Raw genomic sequence first — 26,579 nt, 5'->3', positions numbered from 1 at the left:
GGGTCGACGCAGACCACCACGTCGCCGACCTTCAGCGCCGGCGCCAGGTCGCCCTCGATGTGTTCGACGTAGGCCTTCTCGGCCACCCCCTCGCCCTCGAAGCGCAGGGTGAGGCCCAGCTCGGCGGCGGCCCAGGTGATGAACTCGCGCACCGAGTACTGCACGCCGGTGGCGATGACGAAGTCTTCCGGCTGCTCCTGCTGCAGCATCATCCACTGCATGCGCACGTAGTCCCTGGCGTGGCCCCAGTCGCGCAGCGAGTCGAGGTTGCCCATGTACAGGCAGGGCTCCAGGCCCTGGGCGATGTTGGCCAGGCCGCGGGTGATCTTGCGGGTCACGAAGGTCTCGCCGCGGCGCGGGGACTCGTGGTTGAAGAGGATGCCGTTGCAGGCGTACATGCCGTACGCCTCGCGGTAGTTCACGGTGATCCAGTAGGCGTACATCTTGGCCACCGCGTAGGGCGAGCGCGGGTAGAAGGGCGTGGTTTCCTTCTGCGGGATCTCCTGCACCAGGCCGTACAGCTCGGAGGTGGAGGCCTGGTAGAAGCGGGTCTTCTTCTCCAGCCCCAGCAGGCGGATGGCCTCGAGGATGCGCAGGGTGCCGAGGGCGTCGACATCGGCGGTGTATTCCGGGGCCTCGAAGCTCACCGCCACGTGGGACTGCGCGCCGAGGTTGTAGACCTCGTCGGGCTGCACTTCCTGGATGATGCGGGTGAGGTTGGAGGTGTCGTTGAGGTCGCCGTAGTGGAGGACGAAGTTCTGGTTCTTGGCGTGCGGGTCCTGGTAGATGTGATCGACCCGCTGGGTGTTGAACAACGAGGCGCGCCGCTTGATGCCGTGCACTTCATAGCCCTTCTCCAGCAGCAGTTCCGCCAGGTAAGAGCCGTCCTGACCCGTGATACCGGTGATGAGCGCGCGTTTTTTCTGCATGGTGTTCTACCTACCATCCTGTCGATGAACATGTAATGCCGGTCACCGGTGCCGCGATCTTCATGCGTGGCGGCGGCCGGCGACCCCGGCGGCATGGCGCGATGCCAGGCCGATTTCCCTCCGCCGTTTCCGGCGGCTCGTCCCTCTCTATACGGCCCTGGGGCCGGCGGTGAGTAACCATAGGCAGGCTTTCAGGCCGCCATGTCACCGTTCGTCAATTCGTCGGGCCGGGGCGCAGCGCCCGACGGCTCCGGGCCGAACGGCTTGCGCCGTCGGCCGTTCAAATATCCTCGGGGCGGCGTACGGTCGGGCGCGATGGAGGTCGCTGCCCCTTCCGGGTGCCCTTTCGGCGGTTGCAAGGCAAAGATGCAAGAAGGCGCTCGGTGGCGCGTGGCGCTATGGCCCTGTGCAGGCGGCCGGATACGGCGACGCTGCTTTGTTGTTTGCTGTTTCCCGCGCTCGGCATTCGCCGGACAGCCCTCTCCGCCCTGCGGCCGACAGGCACGCACGGGTGCCGCCGGCACGATCGGCGATCGCACCCCGGATTCGACGAAGAAGGAGCTTGTCGCGCACGACGAGGCGATATACAGCCTGGCGCATCCGCCCGTGCGATGAAGCGATTGCCGGCGCATTCGAACCCCGTGGGTTCGCAAAAGGTGACCGGCAAAACAGTGGTACTTCCGTCAGCATGACCATCCCTGCCTCGATCGATTCCGCCGCCGCGGGTCGGAGGCATCGCTCCTCCCCGCCCGGACTTCCCGGTGCCTGTCCGTTCCGCAGACGCCCTGCCGGCGCCACGACCCGGTACAACCCCCTGTGAATAGCGGACCCGTCCATAACCATCCCTAGCCTCGTCGACCAGCCGACAAGCTGGTTGGAAGTCGAAGGAAGCCGGCCAGGGCATCATCCCTACGCCGGCCCTAACTTGACCCGGGGGCAAAATACGAGTTCCCCGCAGCGGTGTTTTTTCTGGTTTTTTTTCGCCGGCGCCGACGAACGTCGACCCGCCGGGGCAAAACTGGCAAAGCGCCGCCGGCCCTTGCCTCCGGCGGGCCGGCCGTGCGTCTTGCCGGCCGCCCTGAGCGCCAGGTTTCAACTAATCTGGCGATACGCCAGCCGAACAGGCGATTCCCATGCTCATCGTTCCCGCCAGCTCACCCACGAACGACATCGAACGCCTGTACCGCATCCGCGAACTCGGGCTGCATGACGCGCCCGGGGATACGGCCTTCGACCGCCTCGTGGAGCTGGCGGCGCACCAGTTCCGGGTTCCGATCGCGGCGATCTCGATCCTCGATCGGGACCGCATCTGGTTCCTCGCCCAGGTCGGCGTGCCGGCGCAGGAGATCTCGCGCTCCGCGCCCTACAGCCACCCGGTGCGGCCAGGCGACCTGTTCGAGATCGACGATGCCCGGCAGGACCCGCGCTTCCGGGACAACCCGCTGGTCACCGGCGAGCCGGGCATCCGCTTCCACGCCAGCATGCCGCTGGTCACCGACGACGGCATCGCCCTCGGCGGGCTGTGCCTGGCCGACACGCGTCCTCACCCGCCCATGACGCCGCACGAGCGCGAGAGCCTGCGCCTGCTCACCGAGCTGGTGATGGAGCGCCTGTACAGCCTGCGCCGCCAGCGTTTCATCGACCGGCAGTCCGGGCTGTTCAACCGCCAGCAGCTGCAGACCGACGTCAGCGGCTTGCTCGGCCGCGGCGAGCGGCTGCTGGTGGCGGTGGTCGATCCTTTCGCCCCGAGTTTCCTCAACGAACTGGTCAAGGCGCTGGGCCATGGCTTCGCCAGCGACCTGCTGCTCGCGGTCAAGGCGCACCTGCAGGCGCTGCTGCCGCGCGAAGCGACCCTGTACAAGCTCGGCCCCAGCCGCTTCGGCTTCGTCCTGCGTGGCGAGCGGCTGAGGCGTCCGGAGCCGCTGTTCGACGCCCTGGCGGCGAGCGTGCAGCTGCCGGTCGGCGCCGAAGGCATTCCGCTGACGGTGCGCGCGGGGCTTGGCGCACTGTGCCTGGACCCGACGGAGCCGGAGCCCGGCGACTGGCTGCGCTCGGTGATCAGTACCGCCGACGAGGCACGCGAGCGCGACAGCGGCTGGAACTGGTACGACCCGAGCCTGGACCTGGCGCAGCAGCGCGCCTTCCACCTGCTCGGCTCGCTGGCCGAGGCGGTCGACGGCCAGGCCCAGCTGCACCTGCACTACCAGCCGCGGATCGACCTGGCCACCGGCGCCTGCACCTCGGTCGAGGCCCTGCTGCGCTGGCAGCATCCGGAGCTCGGCACCATCGGCCCGGCGGAGTTCATCCCGCTGGCGGAGAAAACCGCGCTGATGCGCTCGCTGAGCCTCTGGGTGCTGCGCCACGCAATCGTCCAGCTGGCACGCTGGCGGGCGGCCGGCCACGATTTCCGGGTGGCGATCAACATCTCCGCCGGGGACCTGGAGAACCCGCAGTTCACCGACCGCATGCTCGAGCTGCTGGACAGGCACGGGGTGGAGGCGCACTACCTGGAAGTGGAGTTCACCGAGAGCGCGCTGATGCGCAAACCCGAGGTGGTGCGCCAGCAGCTCGGGCGCCTGCGCGAAATGGGCGTGGAGGTGGCGATCGACGACTTCGGCAGTGGCTACAGCAACTGGAACTACCTGCGCGCCCTGCCGGCCAGCAGCGTCAAGCTCGACCGCTCGCTGCTGCGCGATCTCGCCGATCCGGCCGACCGGCGGTTGACCCGCACCATCATCGAACTGGCCCGCGAACTCGGTTACCGGGTGGTCGCCGAAGGCATCGAGACGCCCGAGACGCAGGCGCTGGTGCACGCCTGGGGCTGCCACGAGGGCCAGGGCTTCCTGTTCGCCCGGCCGATGCCGGCCACGGCGCTGGCCGGCTGGCTGGCGGCGCAGGACGCGCCGCCAGCCTGAGGCGCTAGCGCGGCATCATCCGCACACCCGACAGCTCGCTCAGCGGGCGCGGGCGGCCGAGGTGGTAGCCCTGGCTGTAATCGACCCCGATCCGCTGCAGGCGCTCGAGGATGGCGCCCGACTCGACGAACTCGGCGACCGTCTTCAGGCCCATCTCGTGGCCGATGGAGTTGATCGAGGCGACCATCGCCCGGGCGATCGGATCGTGCTCGATGTCGCGCACGAACACCCCGTCGATCTTCAGGTAGTCGACCGGCAGCGTCTTCAGGTAGGCGAAGGACGACAGCCCCGAGCCGAAGTCGTCGAGCGCGAAGCTGCAGCCGCGCGCCTTGAGCCGCTCCATGAACTTCATCGCGTGGCTGAGGTTGGCGATGGCGCTGGTCTCGGTGATCTCGAAGCACAGACAGTCCGGCGGGATGCCGTGCCGGTCGATCGCCGCCAGGACGAACTCGAGGAAGGCCTCCTCGCCCAGCGAGGCCGCCGACAGGTTGATCGAATAGTGCCCCGGGGTGCCTTCGCGGCGGCAGAAGTCGCCGACCCAGGCGAGGAAATTGCCCACCACCCAGCGGTCGATGGCCGGGGCGAGGTCGTAGCGCTCGGCCGCCGGCATGAAGGCGCCGGGCGGGATCACGCTGTCGTCGTCGCCGAGCATGCGCACCAGCACCTCGTAGCGCGGCGCCGTGGACTGCCCGCCGGTCGGCAGGATCGGCTGCACGTACAGGCGCAGGCGGTCGTAATCGAGCGCGTGGCGGATGCGGCTGGTCCACTGCATCTCGCCGCGCCGGGCGACCAGGTGCTGGTCGTCGTCCTGGTAGACGTGGATGCGGTTGCGCCCGCCGTCCTTGGCCGCGTAGCAGGCACTGTCGGCCGAGCTGAGCAGGGCGCCGAGCGAGCTCTTGTGGGCGTCCATGGTCACCAGGCCGATGCTCACGCCCACCGAGAAGGTCTTGCCCTCCCAGCTGAAGCGGAACTCCTCGACCAGCGCCCGCACGCTCTCGGCGATCTGCATCGCCTGCTTGAGCGTGCAGCCGAGGAACAGGATGCCGAACTCGTCGCCGCCGAGCCGCGCCAGCAGGTCGGTGCTGCGCACCCGGGTCTTGAACAGCCGCGCCAGCTGGCGCAGCAGCTCGTCGCCGGCGGCGTGCCCGCAGGTGTCGTTGACCACCTTGAACTGGTCCAGGTCCATGTAGCAGAGCACGTGCTCGCCGCGTTCCTCGACCGGGGTCTGCAGCAGCTTCTCGATGCGGCCCTCGAAGGCCGAGCGGTTGGCCAGGCCGGTGAGGGTGTCGTGCGAGGCCTGGAAGCTCAGCTCGCGCGCCAGCTGGCGGGTCATGGTGACGTCGCGGAAGCTCAGCACCACGCCGATCACCTGCCCGTGCGCGTCGCGGATCGGCGCCACCGCATCCTGCACCGCCACCGCGTGGCCGTCGCGCCGCTGCAGCATGCTCGCCGCCGCCGCTTCGGGACGCTCCGGGCCGTGCGCGCGCCGGCGCCGGCGAATGCGCTCGAGCGGACTGGGCAGGGCCATGCCGGTCAGCTCGTCGTGCAGCTGGTAGACCTCCGCCAGCGGCCGCCCCTGCGCCTCCTTGCCGGACCAGCCGGTGAGCTGCTCGGCGACCGGGTTGAGGAAGCGGATGCGCCCTTCGCTGTCGGTGGTGATCACGCCGTCGCCGATCGAGGCGAGGGTCACCTGGGCGAGCATCTTCTCCTGGAACAGCTGTTCCTCGATCCGCCGCCGCTCGGTGATGTCGCGCACCATGCAGATGAACAGCGTCTCGTCGTCCTCGCCCTGGCTGGCGGTCAGCTCGGCGGCGAACGGCTGGCCGTCGGGGCCGCGCAGCAGCAGCTCGCACTTGGCCTCGCCGCCGGGCTGCGGGAACAGCCGGTCGCGCCAGTTGCCGCGGTCGTTGACGAAATGCTGCAGGTGGCGCCCGACGATCTCTTCGGCGGACAGCCCGAACAGCCGCTCGGCGCCCGGGTTGCAGCTGGCCAGCACGCCGTCGCGGCCGTAGGTGACGATGCCGTCGCGAATGTCGCGGACGATGATCTGGGTCTTGTTCACCGCGTTCTGCAGGGCGCGGATCACCTTGTTGTACTGGCTGGCGATCTGCCCCACCTCGGTGAATGGCTCGGCCGCCACTTCCTTGTGGAAGTGGCCGTGGCGCTGGTGTTCGGCCATGGCGTCGAGCAGCTCGATCAACTCGGTGCGTTCGCCGTGTTCGGTGACGTTCAGCCCGCGGATCTCGTCGTCCGGGTCGACGCGCATCGGATAGACGCGGTTGAGCAGGCGCAGCACGGCGTAGGTCACGCCGAACGCCCAGAGCGCGCAGACCAGCACGCCCTGCGCCTGCACCGCCAGCTGATCGAGGCGGTCGTGGCCGGCCGGCAGCAGCGCCGGGTCGGCGAACAGCGCCACCGCCAGCGTGCCCCAGATCCCCGCGGCCAGGTGCACCGGCACCGCGCCGACCGCATCGTCCAGCCGCCAGCGCACCAGCAGCGCCTCGCCGGCGAACATCGCCAGGCTGCCGACGAAGCCGATCACGATCGCCTCGAACATGCCCACGGCATGCGCCCCGGCGGTGACCGCCACCAGCCCGGCAAGCATGCCGTTGAGCGGCGAGACGGCGTCGACGTAGCCGTTGCGCCACCAGGACACCGCCATCGCGCCGCCGATGCCGGCCATGCCGCCCATCATGGTGTTGGCGACGATGCCCGGCACGCGGCCGTCGAAACTCAGCGTGCTGCCGCCGTTGAAACCGAACCAGCCGAACATCAGCAGCAGCCCGCCGAGCATCGCCAGCGGCAGGTTGGAACCCGGCATGCTGCGCCCCGGGCGCAGCTCGAAGCGGCCCTGGCGCGGGCCGATGACCATGATCACCGCCAGCGCCATCCAGCCGCCGACGCTGTGCACCACGGTGGAGCCGGCGAAGTCGACGAAGCCCTGCGCCGCCAGCCAGCCCTGGCCGGTGGCGAAGGCGCCGCCCCAGGCCCAGTGGCCGAACAGCGGATAGACCAGCCCGGCGCCGAGCGCCGCCACCAGCAGGTAGGCGTTGAAGCGCATGCGCTCGGCGGCCGCGCCCGAAACGATGGTCGAGGCGGTGGTACAGAACATCGCCTGGAACACGAAGAAGGCCATCGGCCAGGCTTCGCCGCCGGTGTCGACCACGAAGTGGCTGCCGCCGAACCAGCCCAGCTGGCTGGTGCCGAACATCAACCCGAAGCCGAACAGCCAGTACAGCAGCACCGCGATGCTGAGGTCGGCCATGTTCTTGATCGCCACGTTGATGGCGTTCTTGCTGCGGGTCAGGCCCGACTCCAGGCAGAGGAAGCCGATCTGCATGTTGAACACCAGCCCGGCACAGAGCACCACCCAAAGCAGGTCGATCATCGAATGGTCCATGTCAGGGGCGCTCCACCGGGGCCACGGCCGCCATGCAGGCTGGCGGAACGCGGCGAAGGATGGACGGCAGGCGAGAGAACGAGGAACGGCGGCGCGGACTGAGCATGCTCGACTCCTTTCAGAGAAGCAGGCTCAAGCGAGTTCCATGCCAAGGCGAGCGCGGGCTGAAGGCATCAATGGCACATGGCCAGCACCAAAAGCGGTCATGGCGAAACCCGCCGCCCATGACAGGCACCGAAATGTAGCGCCCCCGGGCGGGGGCTGTCGGGCAGGATTCAGGCAGGCACCCTCCCGGCTCGATAGCCCGCGCCGGCCCCCAACACAACCGTCGCCCCGGCGAAGGCCGGGGTCCAGTTGGCCGCGCCAAACGCCCTGCCCTAAGGCAGGTCCGCGTACCCCTGGCGATAACTGGGATGGGCCGGCGCCCATCCCAGCGCCCGTGCCCGGGCGTTGGAGCAGCGCTTGGAGCCGGCGCGGCGGCTCATCGTCTCGTCGGCCCAGTGGCTGATGCCGAGGCGCTCGCGCAGCCAGTCGGCCACTTCGGCGAGCGGCGCCGGGTCGTCGTCGACGCCCAGGTAGCAGTCCTGCAGCGGCTCGCCGCGGGCGTCGGCCGCAAGCAGCCAGGCCAGCAGGCCGGCGGCATCGTCGCGGTGCAGGCGGTTGGCGTACTGCGGCGGATCGCGCTCGACGCGCAGGCCGGCGCGCACCTGGTTCAGCAGCCATGGCCGTTCCGGGTGGTAGAGTCCAGCCAGGCGCACCACGGTCGCCGGCAGGCCGCTGTCCAGCGCCAGCCGTTCCGCCTCCAGCATCACCCGCCCGGTATAGCCGCTCGGCTCGGTGGGCGAGTCCTCGTCGACCCATTCGCCGGCGTGCTGGCCGTACACGCCGGTACTGGAGACGAACAGCAGGCGCCGCGGGCGCTGGCCGCGTGCACGCAGCCAGCCGAGCAGGTTCGCCAGGCCCTCGACGTAGGCCCGGCGATAGCCGGCCTCGTCGTGCCGGCTGGCCGAGGCGGCGTACACCAGGTAGTCGAGCGGGCCGTCCGGCCAGCGCGCCGGCGGCGCCTCGGCGGCCAGATCGCCGGGCACCGGAAGGATGCCGTCGGGCAGCGCCTCGGCCTCGCGCCGCAGCCCATAGACGGCCCAGCCCCGCTCGCGCAGACGCGCGCCCAGCCGGCAGCCGAGGTCGCCGCAACCGGCGATCATCACCCGCATTCGTTCCAGCCTCCTTTTCGGCGAGCATCCAGTGTAGCCGGCGCCAGCAACGGCGCCGAGATACGACCATATTCACGGTTGGTTCCCACAGCGGTAGGGGCTATGCTTGCGAGCATTCTGATGGATGCACGCTATGACCCTGACTGAACTGCGCTACATCGTCACCCTCGCCCAGGAGCAGCATTTCGGCCGTGCCGCCGAACGCTGCCACGTCAGCCAGCCCACCCTGTCGGTCGGAGTCAAGAAACTCGAGGACGAGCTCGGCGTGCTGATCTTCGAGCGCAGCAAGAGCGCGGTGCGCCTGACGCCAGTCGGCGAGGGCATCGTCACCCAGGCGCAGAAGGTGCTGGAGCAGGCGCAGAGCATCCGCGAGCTGGCCCAGGTCGGCAAGAACCAGTTGGCCACGCCGCTGAAGGTCGGTGCCATCTACACCATCGGCCCGTACATCTTTCCGCACCTGATTCCGCAGCTGCACCGGGTGGCACCGGACATGCCGCTGTACATCGAGGAAAACTTCACCCACGTGCTGCGCGACAAGCTGCGCACCGGCGAACTGGACGCGATCATCGTCGCGCTGCCGTTCCAGGAAGCCGACGTGCTGACCAAGCCGCTCTACGACGAACCCTTCTACGCGCTGATGCCGGCCGACCACCCCTGGACGCAGAAGCAGACCATCGACACCGAGATGCTCAACGACAAGAGCCTGCTGCTGCTCGGCGAGGGCCACTGCTTCCGCGACCAGGTGCTCGAGGCCTGCCCGACCAGCGGCCGCCGCGGCGAGGCGCCGAGCCACACCACGGTCGAGTCCAGTTCGCTGGAGACCATCCGCCACATGGTCGCCTCGGGCCTGGGCGTATCGATCCTGCCGCTGTCGGCGGTGGACAGCCACCACTACGCCCCCGGCGTGCTGGAAGTGCGCCCGCTGACCCCGCCGGCGCCCTACCGCACCGTCGCCATCGCCTGGCGCGCCAGCTTCCCGCGGCCGAAGGCGATCGAAGTGCTGGCCGACTCGATCCGCCTGTGCTCGGTCGGCAAGCCCAACTGACCGCACGCGCCGAGCGTTCGAAGGAGCCGCGCACATGACCGAGCTGGCCGCCGTCCCGGTGACGGCGCTCAAGGGCGTGGGCGCCGCGCTGGCCGAGAAGCTGGCCAAGGTCGGCCTGGAAACCCTGCAGGACCTGCTCTTTCACCTGCCCCTGCGCTACCAGGACCGCACCCGTGTGATCCCCATCGGCGCGCTGCGCCCCGGACAGGACGCGGTGATCGAGGGCGTGGTGGCCGGCGCCGACATCGTCATGGGCCGCCGGCGCAGCCTGCTGGTACGCCTGCAGGACGGCAGCGGCACGCTGAGCCTGCGCTTCTACCACTTCAGCCAGGCGCAGAAGGAAGCCCTCAAGCGCGGCACCCAGCTGCGCTGCTATGGCGAGGCCCGCCCCGGCGCCTCCGGCCTGGAGATCTACCACCCCGAGTACCGCGCGCTGAGCGGCACCGAGCCGGCGCCGGTGGAGCAGACCCTGACGCCCATCTACCCGACCACCGAGGGCCTGACCCAGCAGCGTCTGCGCCAGCTCACCGGCCAGGCGCTGGCCCGTCTCGGCCCGCACAGCCTGCCCGACTGGCTGCCGCCGGAGCTGGCCCGCGACTACCGCCTGGGCCCGCTCGACGAAGCCATCCGCTACCTGCACCGGCCGCCGCCCGACGCCGACCTCGAGGAGCTCGCCGAGGGCCGTCACTGGGCCCAGCACCGCCTGGCCTTCGAGGAGCTGCTGACCCACCAGCTGTCGCTGCAGCGCCTGCGCGAGAGCGTGCGTGCCCAGCAGGCCCCGCGGCTGCCGGTGGCCCGCGAGCTGCCGCAACGGTTCCTGATCAACCTCGGCTTCCGGCCCACCGGCGCGCAGCAGCGGGTCGGTGCCGAGATCGCCTACGACCTGTCACAGCCCGAGCCCATGCTGCGCCTGGTGCAGGGCGACGTCGGCGCCGGCAAGACGGTGGTCGCCGCGCTCGCCGCGCTGCAGGCGCTGGAGGCCGGCTACCAGGTGGCGCTGATGGCGCCCACCGAGATTCTCGCCGAGCAGCACTACCTCACCTTCTGCAAGTGGCTCGAACCGCTCGGACTGGAGGTCGCCTGGCTGGCCGGCAAGCTCAAGGGCAAGGCGCGGCAGGGCGCGCTGGAGAAGATCGCCGGCGGCGTGCCCATGGTGGTCGGCACCCATGCGCTGTTCCAGGACGAGGTACGGTTCGCCCGCCTGGCGCTGGTGATCATCGACGAGCAGCACCGCTTCGGCGTCCAGCAGCGCCTGGCGCTGCGTCAGAAGGGCGTCGACGGCCGCCTCTGCCCGCACCAGCTGATCATGACCGCCACGCCGATCCCGCGGACCCTGGCGATGAGCGCCTACGCCGACCTCGACACCTCGATCCTCGACGAGCTGCCGCCCGGGCGCACCCCGGTGAACACCGTGCTGGTGGCCGACAGCCGCCGCCTGGAGGTGATCGAGCGGGTCCGCTCGGCCTGCGCCGAGGGCCGCCAGGCCTACTGGGTGTGCACGCTGATCGAGGAATCCGAGGAGCTCACCTGCCAGGCCGCGCAGAGCACCTACGAGGACCTCTCGGCGGCGCTCGCCGGGCTGCGCGTGGGGCTGATCCACGGGCGCATGAAGCCGGCCGAGAAGGCCGCGGTGATGCAGGAATTCAAGGAAGGCCGGCTGCAGCTGCTGGTCGCCACCACGGTGATCGAGGTCGGCGTCGATGTGCCCAACGCCAGCCTGATGATCATCGAGAACCCCGAGCGCCTCGGCCTGGCCCAGTTGCACCAGCTGCGCGGGCGGGTCGGGCGCGGCAGCGCGGCCAGCCACTGCGTGCTGCTCTACCACCCACCGCTGTCGCAAATTGGCCGCGAGCGCCTGGCGATCATGCGCGAGACCTGCGACGGCTTCGTCATCGCCGAGAAGGACCTCGAACTGCGCGGCCCGGGCGAGATGCTCGGCGTGCGCCAGACCGGCCTGCTGCAGTTCAAGGTCGCCGACCTGATGCGCGACGCCGACCTGCTGCCGGCGGTGCGCGACGCGGCGCAGACGCTGCTGGCGCGCTGGCCGGGGCACGTCAGCCCGCTGCTGCACCGCTGGCTGCGTCACGGCCAGCAGTACGGACAGGTGTGACACGGACAACCGGTTGTTGCCTATCCCCAGTGTTGCTGTGGTTATACTGCCGAAACGCCCAAGCCGGATTTCCTGCCGATGAATCTCGCGCCACACGACGAAGCCTTTGCGCAACTCCCCCCGCTGGTCGCCCAGATGCTGGAAAAACAGGGCATCGCCTACCAGCTGCACCGTGATCCAGAGCCCTTCCCGGCCGCCCAGCGCGTGCAGGCGGTGCTGCTCGACGACCTTATCGGCCCGCTGCTGGTGCTCTTCCCGCAGGACCGCCTGCTCGACCTGGCGCGCCTGGCCGAACTCACCGGACGCGACCTCTCGGCGGTCGCCCCCGAGCGCCTGACGCGCATGCTCGACACCCATGGCTTCGGCGTGCTGCCGGGCCTGCCGCCACTGATCAGCGCCCCCTGCCTGTACGAGGAGCACCTGCCGCAGCAGACCCGCCTGCTGGTCGAGTCCGGCGAGCCGGGCCTGTGGCTGGAGCTGTCCGGGGCGGACTACCGCGGCCTGCTGAGCAAGGCCAGCGCCGGGCGTTTCGGCCAGCCGCTGGCGCAGATCCGGCCGAACCTCGACCGCCCCCACGACGACCGCGCCGAGATCACCCAGGCGGTGCAGGCCTTCACCGCGCGGCGCATCCAGCAGCGGCTGGAGGAGACCATCGAAATCCCGCCGCTGCCGCAGTCGGCGCAGCGCATCATCAAGCTGAGGGTCAACCCGGACGCCACCGTCGACGACATCACCGGCGTGGTGGAGACCGATCCGGCGCTGGCCGCGCAGGTGGTCAGCTGGGCCGCCTCGCCCTACTACGCCGCGCCCGGCAAGATCCGCTCGGTGGAGGACGCCATCGTCCGCGTGCTCGGCTTCGACCTGGTGATCAACCTCGCGCTCGGGCTGGCGCTGGGCAAGACCCTGAGCCTGCCCAAGGACAAGCCGCAGCAGGCCACGCCCTACTGGCAGCAGGCGATCTACACCGCCGCGGTGATCGAGGGCCTGGCCCGCGCCATCCCTCGCGAACGGCGCCCCGAGATCGGCCTGGCCTACCTCGCCGGGCTGTTGCACAACTTCGGCTACCTGGTGCTGGCGCACGTGTTCCCGCCGCACTTTTCGTTGATCTGCCGGCACCTGGAAGTCAATCCGCACGTCGGCCACAGCCGCGTCGAGCAGCACCTGCTCGGGATCACCCGCGAACAGATCGGCGCCTGGCTGATGACCTACTGGGGCATGCCGGATGAGTTGGCCAACGCCCTGCGCTTCCAGCAGGACCCGAACTACCGCGGCGAGCACGCCGCCTACGCCAATCTCGTCTGCCTCGCCGTACGCCTGCTGCGCAACCAGGGCATCGGCGCGGGGCCGGAGGCGGAAATCCCGCAGGCGCTGCTGGACAACCTCGGCCTCAGCCGCGAGCGCGCGGACGAAGCGCTGGCCAAGGTGCTCAAGGCCGAAGCCGCCCTGCGCGAGCTCGCCGCGCAGTTCAATATGGCGCACTGAAAAGCGCTGCGCGCCCTCATCCCGGCGCAAGCCGGGACCCAGACCAAGCCTGACGCTCCGACGCAGGCCGGCATCGGCCTGTGCGTCCGTGTGTCTCCCACTCACCACCGCACTGCCCCTCTGGGTACCGGCCTGCGCCGGTACGACGGGCAGCATGAATGACTGCTCGCCCTAGCTCGCCACCCGGAAAGTCAGGCGCGCGTCCACCCGGCCTTCGCCGGCCCGTTGCAGGCTGACTTCGCCGAGGCTGACGCCCAGCGCCTGCAGTTCCTCGACCCAGAACAGCATGGCGCTGTAGGACACGCCCGGCAGGCTGACCTGCAGGTTGCCGTCGGCGTTCATGTCGAAGCTGTCGATGCGCAGGCCGCGGTCCTGGGCGGTCTGGGTGACCAGGCCCTGCAGCTGCTCGGGCGGCAGCATTGGCTGGTTGTCGCGCGACATCGAACGGGCCAGCTCGGTGTTTTCCTGCAGGTAGGCGTAGAGGCTGCGCTGTTCCTCGTAGTACTGGCGGGCGTCGGTCACGCCGCGCATCGCCGGCAGCCAGAGCAGCAGGTAGAAGATCACCGCCAGCAAGAAGGCGCCAAGCAGCGTCAGCAGCAGCCGCTCGCGCGGGGCCAGGCGCTGCCAGCGGTGCCACAGCGGCGAATCCATCAGCCGGGCGGCGAATTGCTGTTTCAGGTTCATCCGGCTCATCCTCCGATCACCACGCGTGCGCTGACCCCGTCGCCGTCACGGCTGGCCGAACCGAGTTCGACCGGCTGGCCGGTCTCGGCCAGGCGCTGGCGCAGCGCTTCGAGGGTGGAGAAGTCCTGCGCCTGCACCTGCATGGCCAGGGCACCCTGGCCGTCGCTGTAATCGAGCTGGCCGATGGTCACCGGCATGCCCTCGGCGGCCGTGGCGGCGTGCTCGAGCAGGCGCATCAGGCCGGCCGAGGCGCTGGCGCGCTGGCCGATGTGGTCGGCGAACTGCGCGCGCAGGTTGACGATCCGCACGTCCTCGGGAAACAGCTCGCGGTACAGCGCTTCGCTGGCGGCGGCGTAATGGTCGCCCTGGCGCTGGAAGTACCAGCCCTGCGCCAGGTTGAAGCCCAGCTGCACCAGCAGGATCAGGCCGAGCACCGCCAGCACCGGCTTCCAGCGGCCCAGCCCGGTGCCGGCCGGGCGCACGGCGAATTCGCCCTGGGCCAGGTTCACCGCCTCCTCGCGGCCACCGGCGAGCCAGCGGTAGGGGTCCTCGACCGGCTCGTAGCCGTCCAGCTCCCCGGGCGCCTCGGCCAGGGTGCCGTGGCCGAAGCGCGGGCTCGGGCACTGCGCGGCGAGCATCGGCCACTGCGCCGTGGGAAAGGCCAGCCGCGGCTCCGGGCTGCCGCCGAGCAGGGCGCGCTCGTCGAGGAAAAGCAGCTGGGCGCCGTCGCGCGGCAGCAGGTCGGCGTCGACATGCACGGCGACGATGTCCAGGCCAAGCGCGCGCAGGTCCTCCAGCCAGTCGGCCAGCAGCCGGCGGCGGATGGCGATGACCCGGTCGCGGCCGTCGTCCAGCGTCTCGCCGAGCGCCAGGTGCAGGTCGTCGACGCTCTCCGCCAGCAGCTCCTCGACCGCATAGGCCAGCGCCTGCTGCACCCAGCGCGTCTTGCGCGTCGGCAGGGTGACGGCGAAGAAGCTGCAGACCTCGGCCGGCAGCACCAGCGCGACCGCGCCGGCGATGCCTTCGGCGCAGGCCTGCAGGCTGGTCCAGCCGCCCTGGCCGGCGCGCGGCAGCCAGTAGGCGCGCGTCTCGGGCGTCAGCCGGGGGCCGCTGTCGGCGGCCAGGAACAGACAGTCCATCGGGTCTCAGTCTCCCTCGTCGTCTCGGGGCAGGCGCGGCGGCAGCCCCAGGTTGCGATACATCACCTTCACCTCGCCATCGTCCTCGCGCCGGAGCACGCTGACCAGCGCCATGCGCCGGTCGCCCAGGCGGACCTCGCTGGTGACCTGGAAGAATTGACTGCCAACCGCGAGCGCGGTGCCCTGCAGTTCGGTACCGGCCAGCGAGGGCTGGGCGAGGAAGGCGGCGATGTCGCGGAATCCGCCGGGCCGGCGCTCGCTGACCGCGGCCCGCGCCGCCGCCAGCGTCAGGCTGTCGTCGATGCTGGCCAGCACCCGCGCGCCGACGGTGTTGACGTTCAGCGGCACGTCGCCGGGCAGCGCGGTGACGTGCGGTGCCAGGCGCCGGAAGTCGGCCTCGGTCATGCCCAGCAGCAGGCGCAGCTCGGAGACGTCGTAGAGCCGCCGGCCGGCGGTCCGGTAGGGCGGGTCGAGGCGCGCGTAGGCGGTGTCCTCGGCGCCGTATTCGCCGCTCGGGTCCTGGTTGGCATCAAGCCAGTCCACCAGCCGCTCGGCATAGGGCGCCTCGATCTGCAGGCCGAGCAGCAGGCGGCGGAACTGGGCGATCGCCGCCTCGTTGGGCTGCTGGTTCTGCGTCAGGCTGTTGAGGTTGAAGCGGCTGGCCAGGTCCTCGATGCGCACGCGGATCTCGCCGCCGTCGATGGGAAAGGCCGGCAGCGGCCGGGCCCAGGCCTCGCCGAGGTGGTCCACCGACTTCGGGCCCTCGCCGCCTTCGCCGGCCTCCTGTTCGGGCGCCGGCTCGGCGCCCTCCGGCGGTGCCTCCTCGGCTGGCGGCTCTTCCTCGGCCGGCTCGGGCGTCGCCGGATTCTGCGCGGCGTCGCGGGCGAGGATGGCGCGCGCCAGGGCCTCGCCGCCGAGCGCGTACTGCCAGGCCTGGCGCGCCTGCATCTGGTTGGTGGTGGAACGGATCGACAGCTGCTGGCGGGCGATCAGCCCGGCGCACACCACCGTGACGATGGCCACCACCAGCAGCACCGTGATCAGCGCCACGCCGCGTTCGCGCCTCATGGCAGCAGTCCCGGATCGAGGGTGCCGGGGCGCCCTTCGGCATCGGGCAGCGCCTGCGGCCGCGAGGCGCTGGCGTCGGGCAGCCGCACCAGGCGCAGGATGCGCCCGTAGTGCGGGTGTTCGAAGGCGAACTCCACCGCCAGCGGCAGACGCTCGGGCTCGGTTTCCGGATTGGCGCGGTTGTAGTCGAACGGCGGCCAGTCCTGGTGCCAGGCGCCCTGCCCGTCCAGGTAGCGCAGTTCCAGCCCGCTCACGCCCTCCAGCACGCGCTGCACCCGCGGGCGGCTCCCGATGTCGCGGTCGAGCACCGTCCAGTACTGCCGTTCCAGCGTCTGCCCGACCAGCCGCCAGCGCACCCGCTGCAGCTCGGCGCGGCGCAGGCCGGTGGGGTTGCGCCAGCCGATGCGGCTGAACTCAACCGCGGCCTCGGCGCCGTCGTCCGGCTCCAGGCTGGCGACCAGGGCGGCGCGCTCGTCGCCGTAGTTGTCGCGGATCGGCCGCGGCGCGGCCTGCATCAGGTCGCGCTCGAAGGCCCAGACGGCGCGGGTCAGCTCGCGCAGCACCTGCTCCTGGGCGCGGGTCGCCTCGTCGCTGCGCAGCACCGACTCGAGCATGCGGTAGGTGCCCAGCGCCAGCAGCGCGAACAGGGCGATGGCGATCAGCAGTTCGAGCAGGGTGAAACCGCGCTGCCGGCCCATCAGCGCACCTCGACGAAGCCGGTCAGGCTGGTGGCCGCGCGCGTTTCCACCGAGCCGCGGCCAGCCGCGGCCTGCGGTGCCACCCAGACGGTGACGCGCAGCAGCGAAGCGTCGGTGGTCGACTCGACCTGGGTGAGCAGCTGCCAGCGCCGCCCGGCGTATTCCAGCGCCTGCTCCTGGCGCCCGGTGGCCGGCGGGCCGGGCGCCACCTGCAGCTCGGTGAGGCGGTTGTCGGCGATCCAGCCGGCCAGGGTCACCTCTTCCAGCCGCGCGGCGTTGTTCAGGCTGCGGCCGGTGGCGGTGAGCACCGTGGCCGAGACCACGGCGAAGATCGCCAGGGCGATCAGCACCTCGAGCAGGGTGAAGCCCCGCGCCCTCACCGGCGGCGCTCCGCGGCCGGTTCGGCGCTGGGCAGGGAGAAACCGTCGCTGGCGACCACCCAGGCGCTGTCCGGCACCTGCCGCTCGGAGATGCGCAGGCTGAACGGCGACAGCTCGCCGCTGGAGAGCACCAGGATCTGCGGGGTGACGCCGCGCCCGACCGGATAGCGCCAGCGCCGTGCCGTTTCGTCGTTCTCTGCATCGTCCGCCGGCGCCGCCAGCCCCGGCGCGTCCTCGTCGGCGGATTCCACCGGCGGCGCCAGGCGCAGCGGCGTGCCGTCGAGGGTCAGGTCCAGCCGCGCCCACTCCGGCACCCGGTACGGCGTCTCGCGGTCGCTCATCCAGCGCGCCTGGCGCTCGTCGTAACGCAGCACGCGGTAGCCCTGGTCGTTGACCCACAGGCCGTACTCGCGGCTGTCGAGCACCGCCTCGTCGGCCAGCACGCCGAGGGTGGCAGCGAGCCGCTGGGCCTCGTCGCGCAGCTCGCGCGAGGTGCTGGCGGTGCCGATCGAGAGCACCGCGATGCTGATGAGGATGCCGAGGATGACCATCACCACCATCAGCTCGATGAGGGTGAAGCCGGCGCAGGCGCGCGCCCGTCCGGGCAGGCGTGCGGCCCGAAAGGCGGCGCGGGATGGGCAGAAGGGCGTCATGCCGGGGCTCGGTGCTGGCTGGGTTCGCGGTCGAGACCGCTCCCACGCAGGGCCGCCCTGCCGTCGGAGGCGAGGCGCGGCGGCACGGCGGTCACTGGTCCCAGTTGCCGATGTCCGCGTTCAGGTCGGAGCCGCCCTGCTTGCCGTCGGCGCCGAGCGAGTAGAGGTCGTACGGGCCCTGGGTGCCCGGCGACAGGTACTGGTAGTCGTTGCCCCAGGGGTCCTTCGGCAGGCGCTTGAGGTAGCCGTCGCGGTTCCAGTTCTTCGGCTGCGGGTTGCCCGAAGGGCGCTGCACCAGCGCCTGCAGGCCCTGTTGGGTGCTGGGGTAGCTGAAATTGTCCAGCTTGTACATGTCCAGCGCGGCGGCAATGGCCTTGATGTCGCCCTTGGCGACGGTGACCTTGGCCTGGTCCGGGCGGTTCATCACCTGCGGCACCACCAGCGCGGCGAGGATCCCGAGGATCACCACCACGACCATGATTTCGATGAGGGTGAAGCCCCTCTGCGTTGCGTTGCGAAGCGTCATTCGTTAACCCACCAGTTGGTTGAGGGAGAGGATCGGCAGCAGGATGGCCAGCACGATGACCAGCACCACCGCCCCCATGAAGACCAGCATGAACGGCTCGAACAGCCCGACCAGCAGGGACACCTGGGCCGCCAGGTCGTTCTCCTGATTGCGTGCCGTCCTGGCCAGCATCTGGTCCAGTTCGCCGGATTTCTCGCCGCTGGCGATCATGTGCAGCATCATCGGCGGGAATTCGCCGGTGGCTTCCAGCGCCCGTGTCAGGCTGGTGCCTTCGCGGACCTTCTGCGCGGCCTCGACCACCTTGTCGCGGATGCGCAGGTTGGCGATCACCGCGGCGGCGATCGACAGCGCCTCCACCAGCGGCACGCCGCTGCGGGTGAGGATCGCCAGGGTCGAGGCGAAGCGCGCGGTGTTGGTCGCCCGCGACAGCCGGCCGATCAGCGGCAGGCGCAGGATCAGGCCGTGCCAGCGGCGCTTGAAGTCCTGGTCGCGCAGCGCGTAGCGCATCGCCACCACGCCGCCGACGACCAGCAGCACCATCAGCCAGCCCCAGGCCTGGACCAGGTCGCTGGCGGCGATCAGCCCGCGGGTCAGGCCCGGCAGCTCCTGCCCGGTGTTGACGAACACCTTGACCACGTCCGGCACCACGTAGCCGAGCAGGAAGCCGACGATTGCCAGCGAGGCGACCATCAGGATCACCGGGTAGAGCAGTGCCATCTGGATCTTCTGCCGCGACTGCTGGCGCTGCTCGGTGTAGTCGGCCAGCTGGTCGAGCACCAGGCCGAGGTGCCCGGCATGCTCGCCGGCGGCCACCGTGGCCCGGTACAGCTCCGGGAAGGCGGAGGGGTATTCGCGCAGCGCGGTGGCCAGGCTGTGGCCTTCCAGCACCCGCGCGCGCACCGCCAGCAGCATCGACTTGATCTTCGGCGAGCCGGACTGCGCGGCCGCGGCGCGCAGCGCTTCCTCGATCGGCAGCGCCGCCTGCACCAGGGTGGCGAGCTGCCGGGTGACCATCGCCAGGTCGCGCGCCGACAGCCCGCGGCCGAAGCTCAGCCCCCCGCCGCCGGCATCGTCGCGGGCGCTGCGGGTGGGCTTGACCTCCAGCGGCGCCCACTGCTTGTCGCGCAGCAGCTGCCGCGCCTGGCGCGGGCTGTCGGCCTCGATCAGGCCCTTCTGCTGGCGCCCGCGCGGGTCCAGCGCGATGTATTCGAAGGCGGCCATCAGTGCGCCCCCGCCGTGATGGAGTTGGCGGGTTCGCGGTCGAGCCCCCCACGGGGGCAGGCGCTGGCCGGGGCTTTTGTGGGCGCGGTCTCGACCGCGATTGCCCCGGTGCAGGTGAAGTCGTAGAAGCCCCTCACCGTTTATTCCTCACGGGTCACGCGCAGCACTTCCTCGATGGTGGTCACGCCCTCACGGACCTTGCGCATGCCGTCCTCGCGGATGCTCGGGCCCAGGCGGCGGGCGTGGCGGACCATGTCCTGCTCGGTGGCGCGGGTGTGGATCATGCTGCGCAGGGTGTCGTCGAAGAGCACCAGCTCATAGATGCCGGTCCGCCCGCGGTAGCCGAGGCCGCGGCAGATGTCGCAGCCCTCGGCGTGATAGAGGGTCGGCGCCTCGGCCGGGTCGACGCCGAGCAGCGCGCACTCGGCGGCATCGGCGACGTAGGGCCGTTTGCAGTCGTGGCACAGCACGCGCACCAGGCGCTGGGCGAGCACGCCGAGCAGCGACGAGGAAATCAGGAAGGGCTCCACGCCCATGTCGACCAGGCGGGTGACCGCGCCGATGGCGCTGTTGGTGTGCAGCGTCGAGAGCACCAGGTGGCCGGTCAGCGACGCCTGCACCGCCATGTCGGCGGTCTCCTGGTCGCGGATCTCGCCGACCATCACCACGTCCGGGTCCTGGCGCAGGATGGCGCGCAGGCCGCGGGCGAAGGTCATGTCGACCTTGGTGTTGACCTGGGTCTGGCCGATGCCCTCGAGGTGGTACTCGATCGGGTCCTCGACGGTGAGGATGTTGCGCGTGCGGTCGTTGAGCGTGGTCAGGCTGGCGTACAGCGTGGTGGTCTTGCCCGAGCCGGTGGGGCCGGTGACGAGGATGATGCCGTGCGGCTTGCGCACCGACTCCTCCAGGCGCTGGCGGTCGCGGTCGCTCATGCCCAGGTGCTTGAGCGTCAGGCGCCCGGCCTGCTTGTCCAGCAGACGCAGCACCACCCGCTCGCCGTTGGCCGAGGGCAGCGTGGAGACGCGGATGTCCACCTCGCGGCCGCCGACCCGCAGGGAGATGCGGCCGTCCTGTGGCACGCGCTTCTCGGCGATGTCCAGCCGCGCCATGACCTTGATCCGTGACACCAGCAGCGCCGCCAGCTCGCGCTTGGGCTGCACCACCTCGCGGAGGATGCCGTCGACGCGGAAGCGGATGACCAGCCGCTTCTCGAAGGTCTCGATGTGGATGTCCGAGGCGTTCTCGGCGATGGCCTCGCCGAGGATGGCGTTGATCAGGCGGATGATCGGCGCGTCGTCCTCCTGCTCCAGCAGGTCCTCGGTTTCCTGGATCTGGTCGGCCAGGCTGGCCAGGTCGAGGTCGGCGCCGAGGCCCTCGACCATGGTCATGGCGCCGCTGGAGTCGTGACGGTAGGCCTCGCCGAGCGCGCGGTCGAAGTCTTCCTCGGCCAGCCACTGCATCGGCAGCGGACCGCCGGCCAGGCGCTGGGCCTCCTGCAGCGCGGTGAGCGGGGCGCCCTGGCGTGCGCACAGGCGCGGGCCGGGGGCTTCGTCGAGCAGCAGCACGCCGTGGCGCCGGGCGAAGGCGAAGGGCAGGCGGCGCTGGGCCGGGGTGTCCAGCGCGGGAATGGCGGTCATGTCCATGTCGGGCATCGGGCAAGGATTCCTGCTAGCAGTGAAGCCGTACGCGTGCGATCGACGGCGGCTTCGATCGGCCTGGACTTACGTGTCGCGTCGGCCATGGATTACAGCGTTTCGATGACAATTGCTGTCATCTCGCTCTCAGGGGCAGGCGCTTTATAAGCATTAACGCGATCCAAGGGAAACGCCAATTCGATTGCGCGACGAGTGGTCCGGGTGGCCTTTTGACAGGCGAGCGGACCGACAGTGCCCTGCCCTGGAAGCCGTGAAAGCGCTGGCATAGAGCCATCAGCCAGGGCGATGGACAGTCATTCAGCCCGGGGCTGCAGGGCACCTATGACGGACAGGACGGGTCTATCTCCGCCAGGATGCCCGACCGGAACGGCGATGGCCGCCGGCCTTCGTGAACGATCAGTCACTGCGTGACTTGTAGTCCTTCATAAGTTTCACTTCAAATTGGTTGAAGGCGTTGCGCTTCACCTGCAAAATGCCGCGCCGCCGCCGCGCAGGCTCGCGCCCGACGCGGGGCTGCCAGGCCGCACGGTCTTGACACGATCACTCAGGAGAACAAGAACAATGCACATCGGTGTGCCTCTTGAAACCCGGGCCGGGGAGACGCGCGTCGCCGCGACACCGGAAACCATCAAGAAGCTGATCGGCCAGGGCCATCAGGTCACGGTGCAGAGCAATGCCGGCCTCAACGCCAGCCTGCCCGACAGCGCCTACGAGGCGGTCGGCGCGCTGATCGGCGATGCTGGCGCGGCGTTCGGCGCCGACATCGTGCTGAAGGTGCTCGCCCCGGACGCGACCGAGCTGGCGCGGATGCGCCCCGGCGCGGTGCTGGTCGGCATGCTCAACCCCTTCGACGACGACAGCATCGCGCGCATGGCTGCCCAGGGCATCATCGCCTTCGCCCTCGAGGCGGCGCCGCGCACCTCGCGCGCGCAGAGCCTGGACGTGCTCTCCTCGCAGGCCAACATCGCCGGCTACAAGGCGGTGATGGTCGCCGCCAACCAGTACCCGCGCTTCATGCCCATGCTGATGACCGCCGCCGGCACGGTGAAGGCCGCCCGCGTGCTGGTCCTCGGTGCCGGTGTCGCCGGCCTGCAGGCGATCGCCACCGCCAAGCGCCTCGGTGCGGTGATCGAGGCCTCGGACGTGCGCCCGGCGGTGAAGGAGCAGATCGAATCGCTCGGCGCCAAGTTCGTCGACGTGCCCTTCGAGACCGACGAGGAGCGCGAGTGCGCCGAGGGCGTCGGCGGCTACGCCCGGCCGATGCCGGCCAGCTGGATGCTGCGCCAGGCGCAGGCAGTGCACGAGCGCGCCCGGCAGGCCGACATCGTCATCACCACCGCGCTGATTCCCGGGCGCAGGGCACCGACCCTGCTACACGAGGAAACGGTGCAGCTGATGAAGCCGGGCTCGGTGGTGGTCGACCTGGCCGCGGCACAGGGCGGCAACTGCCCGCTGACCGTGCCCGACCAGGTGGTGATCCGCCACGGCGTGACCCTGGTCGGCTACACCAACCTGGCGGCACTGGTGCCGGCGGACGCCTCGGCCCTCTATGCGCGCAACCTGCTGGACTTCCTCAAGCTGGTGATCGACAAGGACGGACAGTTCCACCTCGACCTGGAGGACGACATCGTCGCCGCCTGCCTGATGTGCCGCGACGGCCAGGCGGTGCGGGTGAACAGCCGGTAAAGAAGCGGCCAAAAAAGAAGCGGCCGCAGGCCCTCTGATCTCCCTCTCCCTCCGGGAGAGGGTGCCCGAAGGGTGGGTGAGGGATCTCGACCGCAACGCAGTACCCGAGCCCTCACCCCTGGCCCCTCTCCCGAGGGGAGAGGGGAAGAAGCGCGGTAGAAGGGACGAAAGCGCGGGAGCGCGGAAAACAAAAAACCAAGCCTCGGCGCAGCTGAACGGCGCCAGGGACCAACGATAAGGACCGCCACATGGACCTGATTTCCGACGGCATCTACAACCTGATCATCTTCGTGCTGGCCATCTACGTCGGCTACCACGTGGTGTGGAACGTCACCCCCGCCCTGCACACGCCGCTGATGGCGGTGACCAACGCGATCTCGGCGATCGTCATCGTCGGCGCCATGATGGCCGCCGCGCTGACCGAGACCGGACTGGGCAAGACCATGGGCACGCTCGCCGTGGCGCTGGCCGCGGTCAACGTGTTCGGCGGCTTCATGGTCACCCGGCGCATGCTGGAGATGTTCAAGAAGAAAGCCCCGAAGGCTTCGGCGGAGAAGCGCTGACATGAGCATGAACCTCATCACCCTGCTCTACCTGGTCGCCTCGGTGTGCTTCATCCAGGCGCTCAAGGGCCTCTCGCACCCGACCACCTCGCGGCGCGGCAACCTGTTCGGCATGGTCGGCATGGGCATCGCGGTGGTCACCACGGTGTTCCTGGTGTTCAAGCTCGGCGCGCAGCTGGCGGCGCGCGAAGACGGCAGCAACGACGCGGTGGCCGGGATCGGCTTCGTGCTGGTCGGCCTGCTGGTCGGCGGCAGCCTCGGCACGCTGATGGCCCGGCGCGTGGAGATGACCAAGATGCCCGAGCTGGTGGCCTTCATGCACAGCATGATCGGCCTGGCCGCGGTGTTCATCGCCATCGCCGCGGTGGTCGAGCCGCAGTCGCTGGGCATCGTCCAGGCCGCCGGCTACGCGATCCCGGTCGGCAACCGCCTGGAGCTGTTCCTCGGCGCGGCGGTCGGCGCCATCACCTTCTCCGGTTCGGTGATCGCCTTCGGCAAGCTGTCGGGCAAGTACAGGTTCCGCCTGTTCCAGGGCGCGCCGGTGGTGTTCAAGGGCCAGCACCTGGTCAACCTGGCGGTCGGCCTGGCGATCGTCGCCCTCGGCCTGGCCTACATGTTCACCGGCAGCCTCACGGCCTTTGCGATCATGCTGGCGCTGGCCTTCGTCATCGGCGTGCTGATCATCATCCCGATCGGCGGTGCCGACATGCCGGTGGTGGTCTCGATGCTCAACAGCTACTCGGGCTGGGCGGCGGCCGGCATCGGCTTCTCGCTGAACAACTCGATGCTGATCATCGCCGGCAGCCTGGTCGGCTCTTCCGGCGCGATCCTCTCCTACATCATGTGCAAGGCGATGAACCGCTCGTTCTTCAACGTGATCCTCGGCGGCTTCGGCGCCGAGGCCGGCGCCGGTGCCGCCACCGGCGGCCAGGAGCAGCGCAGCGTGAAGTCCGGCTCGGCCGACGACGCCGCCTTCCTGCTCGGCAACGCCGACAGCGTGATCATCGTCCCCGGCTACGGCCTGGCGGTGGCGCGCGCCCAGCACGCGCTGAAGGAGCTGACCGAGAAGCTGGTGGAGAACGGCGTGACCGTGAAGTACGCCATCCACCCGGTGGCCGGGCGCATGCCGGGGCACATGAACGTGCTGCTGGCCGAGGCCGAGGTGCCCTACGACCAGGTGTTCGAGATGGAGGACATCAACTCCGAGTTCGGCCAGGCCGACGTGGTGCTGGTGCTCGGCGCCAACGACGTGGTCAACCCGGCGGCGAAGAACGATCCCAAGTCGCCGATCGCCGGCATGCCGATCCTCGAGGCCTTCAAGGCCAGGACGATCATCGTCAACAAGCGCTCCATGGCCAGCGGCTACGCCGGCCTGGACAACGAGCTGTTCTACATGGACAAGACGATGATGGTCTTCGGCGACGCCAAGAAGGTGGTGGAGGACATGGTCAAGGCCGTCGAGTGACGAGCGCCCCCGCCCCACAGAACACCGGCCGCGCGCCGGTGTTCTGCTTTTTGCGCCAGCGCGAGGGGCGACGGACCTTTTCGACCTTGGTATAAGGGGCGGCCGCTCGCCCAGCCCCTAGACTGCCTGGCTGGCATTCCCCACAAAGACAAGACCGAGGTTTTCCGATGTACCGTGATCGCGTGCGCCTGCCTTCCCTGCTGGACAAGGTGATGACTGCCGACCAGGCCGCAGCCCTGATCCAGGACGGCATGACCGTCGGCATGAGCGGCTTCACCCGCGCCGGCGAAGCCAAGGCCGTGCCGCAGGCGCTGGCGCAGCGCGCCAGGCAGCAGCCGCTGAAGATCAGCCTGATGACCGGCGCCAGCCTCGGCAACGACCTCGACAAGCAGCTCACCGAAGCCGGCGTGCTGGCCCGGCGCATGCCCTTCCAGGTCGACAGCACCCTGCGCAAGGCGATCAATGCCGGCGACGTGATGTTCATCGACCAGCACCTGTCGGAAACCGTCGAGCAGTTGCGCAACCACCAGCTCAAGCTGCCGGACGTCGCGGTCATCGAGGCCGTGGCCATCACCGAGCAGGGCCACATCGTGCCGACCACCTCGGTGGGCAACTCGGCCAGCTTCGCGATCTTCGCCAGGCAGGTCATCGTCGAAATCAACACCGCCCACGACGCCAACCTGGAAGGCCTGCACGACATCTACATCCCGACCTACCGGCCGACCCGCACGCCGATCCCGCTGACCCGCGTCGACGACCGCATCGGCGGCAGCGCCATCCCGATCCCGCCGGAGAAGATCGTCGCCATCGTCGTCAACCACCAGCCGGACTCGCCCTCCACGGTGCTGCCGCCGGACAGCGAGACCCAGGCCATCGCCAACCACCTGATCGACTTCTTCAAGCGCGAAGTGGACGCCGGGCGCCTGGCGAAGAACCTCGCGCCGCTGCAGGCGGGCATCGGCAGCATCGCCAATGCGGTGATGTGCGGCCTGATCGAGTCGCCCTTCGAAGACCTGACCATGTACTCCGAGGTGCTGCAGGACTCCACCTTCGACCTGATGGACGCCGGCAAGCTGCGCTTCGCCTCCGGCAGCTCCATCACCCTGTCGCCGCGCCGCAACGCCGACGTGTTCGGCAACCTGGAGCGCTACAAGGACCGCCTGGCGCTGCGCCCGCAGGAAATCTCCAACCATCCCGAGGTGGTGCGCCGCCTGGGCATCATCGGCATCAACACCGCGCTGGAGTTCGACATCTACGGCAACGTCAACTCCACCCACGTCGGCGGCACGAAGATGATGAACGGCATCGGCGGTTCGGGCGATTTCGCCCGCAACGCGCACCTGGCGATCTTCGTCACCAAGTCCATCGCCAAGGGCGGCGACATCTCCAGCGTGGTGCCCATGGTCAGCCACGTCGACCACACCGAGCACGACGTCGACATCCTGGTCACCGAGCAGGGCCTGGCCGACCTGCGCGGCCTGGCGCCGCGCGAGCGCGCCCGGGCGATCATCGAGAACTGCGTGCACCCGTCCTACCGCGACGCCCTGGCCGGCTACTTCGAGGCCGCCTGCGCCCGCGGCGGGCATACCCCGCACATCCTGCGCGAGGCCATGAGCTGGCACATCAACCTGGAAGAGCGCGGGCACATGCTCGCCGTGGGCTGATCCACCTCCTCCTCACACGACAAGCAACGGCCTCGGCGCTCACTCGAACAAAGCTCGCCCCGAGGTCGGGCCTCCCACAAAA

General features: G+C 69.9%; 19 protein-coding genes and 1 pseudogene. 8 read left to right on the top strand and 12 right to left on the bottom strand.

What is annotated here, in order from left to right; all coding sequences use genetic code 11:
• The coding region (gene gmd, locus H610_RS0122075) for a GDP-mannose 4,6-dehydratase (protein WP_028241699.1) at nucleotides 1-929 on the bottom strand (929 nt) is incomplete at its 3' end.
• A gap of 1,133 nt (nucleotides 930-2,062) precedes the next feature.
• Between gmd and H610_RS0122070 the strand changes: the two genes are divergently transcribed.
• Nucleotides 2,063-3,844, top strand: a complete 1,782-nt coding sequence (locus H610_RS0122070) for a putative bifunctional diguanylate cyclase/phosphodiesterase (RefSeq protein ID WP_043239352.1) — start codon at nucleotides 2,063-2,065, stop codon at nucleotides 3,842-3,844.
• A gap of 4 nt (nucleotides 3,845-3,848) precedes the next feature.
• On the opposite strand, the gene amt is transcribed toward H610_RS0122070, so the two are convergent.
• Nucleotides 3,849-7,232, bottom strand: a complete 3,384-nt coding sequence (gene amt / locus H610_RS0122065; protein ID WP_236614339.1) for an ammonium transporter — start codon at nucleotides 7,230-7,232, stop codon at nucleotides 3,849-3,851.
• 389 nt (nucleotides 7,233-7,621) lie between these two features.
• A complete protein-coding gene (locus tag H610_RS0122060) occupies nucleotides 7,622-8,458 on the bottom strand; it encodes an NAD-dependent epimerase/dehydratase family protein (RefSeq protein ID WP_043239349.1) in 837 nt (278 codons plus the stop codon).
• Nucleotides 8,459-8,591: 133 nt separating this feature from the next.
• Between H610_RS0122060 and H610_RS0122055 the strand changes: the two genes are divergently transcribed.
• The 3 genes and pseudogenes from H610_RS0122055 to H610_RS0122045 all read left to right on the top strand — a co-directional run bounded on the left by H610_RS0122055 (nucleotide 8,592) and on the right by H610_RS0122045 (nucleotide 13,095).
• Nucleotides 8,592-9,503 (top strand): hydrogen peroxide-inducible genes activator, encoded by a 912-nt coding sequence (locus tag H610_RS0122055; RefSeq protein WP_028241695.1) that lies wholly within the window; start codon nucleotides 8,592-8,594, stop codon nucleotides 9,501-9,503.
• Nucleotides 9,504-9,534: 31 nt separating this feature from the next.
• Nucleotides 9,535-11,613, top strand: a pseudogene (recG, locus tag H610_RS0122050) (ATP-dependent DNA helicase RecG); the annotation flags it as partial.
• 78 nt (nucleotides 11,614-11,691) lie between these two features.
• A complete protein-coding gene (locus tag H610_RS0122045) occupies nucleotides 11,692-13,095 on the top strand; it encodes an aminoacyl-tRNA deacylase and HDOD domain-containing protein (protein ID WP_028241693.1) in 1,404 nt (467 codons plus the stop codon).
• 171 nt (nucleotides 13,096-13,266) lie between these two features.
• On the opposite strand, the gene H610_RS0122040 is transcribed toward H610_RS0122045, so the two are convergent.
• The 9 genes from H610_RS0122040 to gspE all read right to left on the bottom strand — a co-directional run bounded on the left by H610_RS0122040 (nucleotide 13,267) and on the right by gspE (nucleotide 21,116).
• Complete coding sequence (locus H610_RS0122040; RefSeq protein WP_028241692.1) at nucleotides 13,267-13,779, bottom strand: type II secretion system protein M; 513 nt, start codon at nucleotides 13,777-13,779, stop codon at nucleotides 13,267-13,269.
• Nucleotides 13,780-13,784: 5 nt separating this feature from the next.
• Nucleotides 13,785-14,918 (bottom strand): type II secretion system protein GspL, encoded by a 1,134-nt coding sequence (gene gspL, locus H610_RS0122035; protein WP_028241691.1) that lies wholly within the window; start codon nucleotides 14,916-14,918, stop codon nucleotides 13,785-13,787.
• Between the two features lie 6 nt (nucleotides 14,919-14,924).
• Nucleotides 14,925-15,986 carry a type II secretion system minor pseudopilin GspK gene (gene gspK, locus H610_RS0122030; protein WP_028241690.1) on the bottom strand — a complete coding sequence of 354 codons (1,062 nt, stop codon included), beginning with the start codon at nucleotides 15,984-15,986 and terminating at the stop codon, nucleotides 14,925-14,927.
• Nucleotides 15,983-16,684, bottom strand: coding sequence for a type II secretion system minor pseudopilin GspJ (gene gspJ / locus H610_RS0122025; RefSeq protein WP_028241689.1), 702 nt, complete (start codon nucleotides 16,682-16,684; stop codon nucleotides 15,983-15,985). The genes gspK and gspJ overlap by 4 nt, the downstream gene beginning before the upstream one ends.
• A complete protein-coding gene (gspI, locus tag H610_RS0122020; RefSeq protein ID WP_028241688.1) occupies nucleotides 16,684-17,064 on the bottom strand; it encodes a type II secretion system minor pseudopilin GspI in 381 nt (126 codons plus the stop codon). Before gspI ends, gspJ begins: the two co-directional genes overlap by 1 nt.
• Nucleotides 17,061-17,672, bottom strand: a complete 612-nt coding sequence (gene gspH, locus H610_RS0122015; protein WP_028241687.1) for a type II secretion system minor pseudopilin GspH — start codon at nucleotides 17,670-17,672, stop codon at nucleotides 17,061-17,063. Before gspH ends, gspI begins: the two co-directional genes overlap by 4 nt.
• Before the next feature lie 136 nt (nucleotides 17,673-17,808).
• A complete protein-coding gene (gene gspG, locus H610_RS0122010; protein ID WP_028241686.1) occupies nucleotides 17,809-18,243 on the bottom strand; it encodes a type II secretion system major pseudopilin GspG in 435 nt (144 codons plus the stop codon).
• A 3-nt stretch (nucleotides 18,244-18,246) separates the two neighbouring features.
• Entirely contained in the window at nucleotides 18,247-19,464 is a 1,218-nt protein-coding gene (gene xcpS / locus H610_RS0122005; protein ID WP_028241685.1) for a GspF family T2SS innner membrane protein variant XcpS, read from the bottom strand.
• A 140-nt stretch (nucleotides 19,465-19,604) separates the two neighbouring features.
• The gene (gene gspE / locus H610_RS0121995; protein WP_043239345.1) at nucleotides 19,605-21,116 is read right to left on the bottom strand and encodes a type II secretion system ATPase GspE; all 1,512 of its coding nucleotides are present in this window, start codon (nucleotides 21,114-21,116) and stop codon (nucleotides 19,605-19,607) included.
• 564 nt (nucleotides 21,117-21,680) lie between these two features.
• Here gspE and H610_RS0121990 point away from each other — a divergent pair.
• The 4 genes from H610_RS0121990 to H610_RS0121975 all read left to right on the top strand — a co-directional run bounded on the left by H610_RS0121990 (nucleotide 21,681) and on the right by H610_RS0121975 (nucleotide 26,497).
• On the top strand, nucleotides 21,681-22,805 hold the full coding sequence (locus tag H610_RS0121990) for a Re/Si-specific NAD(P)(+) transhydrogenase subunit alpha (RefSeq protein WP_028241683.1): 1,125 nt from the start codon (nucleotides 21,681-21,683) through the stop codon (nucleotides 22,803-22,805).
• Between the two features lie 248 nt (nucleotides 22,806-23,053).
• On the top strand, nucleotides 23,054-23,368 hold the full coding sequence (locus H610_RS0121985; RefSeq protein ID WP_028241682.1) for an NAD(P) transhydrogenase subunit alpha: 315 nt from the start codon (nucleotides 23,054-23,056) through the stop codon (nucleotides 23,366-23,368).
• Between the two features lies 1 nt (nucleotide 23,369).
• Nucleotides 23,370-24,833, top strand: coding sequence for an NAD(P)(+) transhydrogenase (Re/Si-specific) subunit beta (locus H610_RS0121980; RefSeq protein WP_028241681.1), 1,464 nt, complete (start codon nucleotides 23,370-23,372; stop codon nucleotides 24,831-24,833).
• Nucleotides 24,834-25,000: 167 nt separating this feature from the next.
• A complete protein-coding gene (locus tag H610_RS0121975) occupies nucleotides 25,001-26,497 on the top strand; it encodes an acetyl-CoA hydrolase/transferase family protein (protein WP_028241680.1) in 1,497 nt (498 codons plus the stop codon).
• Nucleotides 26,498-26,579: the final 82 nt, after the last annotated feature.

Origin of the sequence: Stutzerimonas azotifigens DSM 17556, assembly GCF_000425625.1 — a bacterium.
GTDB classification, from domain to species: domain Bacteria; phylum Pseudomonadota; class Gammaproteobacteria; order Pseudomonadales; family Pseudomonadaceae; genus Stutzerimonas; species Stutzerimonas azotifigens.
Note: the sequence above shows the minus strand (reverse complement) of the source record. Positions and strands in the feature narration are given on the sequence as shown.

Bases quoted from the DNA above. Each gene is read 5' to 3' on its own strand.
- H610_RS0121980 (WP_028241681.1), top strand. From the start codon at position 23,370: ATGAGCATGAACCTCATCACCCTGCTCTACCTGGTCGCCTCGGTGTGC.
- H610_RS0121990 (WP_028241683.1), top strand. From the start codon at position 21,681: ATGCACATCGGTGTGCCTCTTGAAACCCGGGCCGGGGAGACGCGCGTC.
- gspJ (WP_028241689.1), bottom strand. From the start codon at position 16,684: ATGGGCCGGCAGCGCGGTTTCACCCTGCTCGAACTGCTGATCGCCATC.
- gspL (WP_028241691.1), bottom strand. From the start codon at position 14,918: ATGGACTGTCTGTTCCTGGCCGCCGACAGCGGCCCCCGGCTGACGCCC.
- gspK (WP_028241690.1), bottom strand. From the start codon at position 15,986: ATGAGGCGCGAACGCGGCGTGGCGCTGATCACGGTGCTGCTGGTGGTG.
- H610_RS0122055 (WP_028241695.1), top strand. From the start codon at position 8,592: ATGACCCTGACTGAACTGCGCTACATCGTCACCCTCGCCCAGGAGCAG.
- gspG (WP_028241686.1), bottom strand. From the start codon at position 18,243: ATGACGCTTCGCAACGCAACGCAGAGGGGCTTCACCCTCATCGAAATC.
- H610_RS0122045 (WP_028241693.1), top strand. From the start codon at position 11,692: ATGAATCTCGCGCCACACGACGAAGCCTTTGCGCAACTCCCCCCGCTG.
- H610_RS0121975 (WP_028241680.1), top strand. From the start codon at position 25,001: ATGTACCGTGATCGCGTGCGCCTGCCTTCCCTGCTGGACAAGGTGATG.
- gspE (WP_043239345.1), bottom strand. From the start codon at position 21,116: ATGCCCGACATGGACATGACCGCCATTCCCGCGCTGGACACCCCGGCC.
- H610_RS0121985 (WP_028241682.1), top strand. From the start codon at position 23,054: ATGGACCTGATTTCCGACGGCATCTACAACCTGATCATCTTCGTGCTG.
- H610_RS0122040 (WP_028241692.1), bottom strand. From the start codon at position 13,779: ATGAACCTGAAACAGCAATTCGCCGCCCGGCTGATGGATTCGCCGCTG.
- amt (WP_236614339.1), bottom strand. From the start codon at position 7,232: ATGATCGACCTGCTTTGGGTGGTGCTCTGTGCCGGGCTGGTGTTCAAC.
- xcpS (WP_028241685.1), bottom strand. From the start codon at position 19,464: ATGGCCGCCTTCGAATACATCGCGCTGGACCCGCGCGGGCGCCAGCAG.
- H610_RS0122070 (WP_043239352.1), top strand. From the start codon at position 2,063: ATGCTCATCGTTCCCGCCAGCTCACCCACGAACGACATCGAACGCCTG.
- H610_RS0122060 (WP_043239349.1), bottom strand. From the start codon at position 8,458: ATGCGGGTGATGATCGCCGGTTGCGGCGACCTCGGCTGCCGGCTGGGC.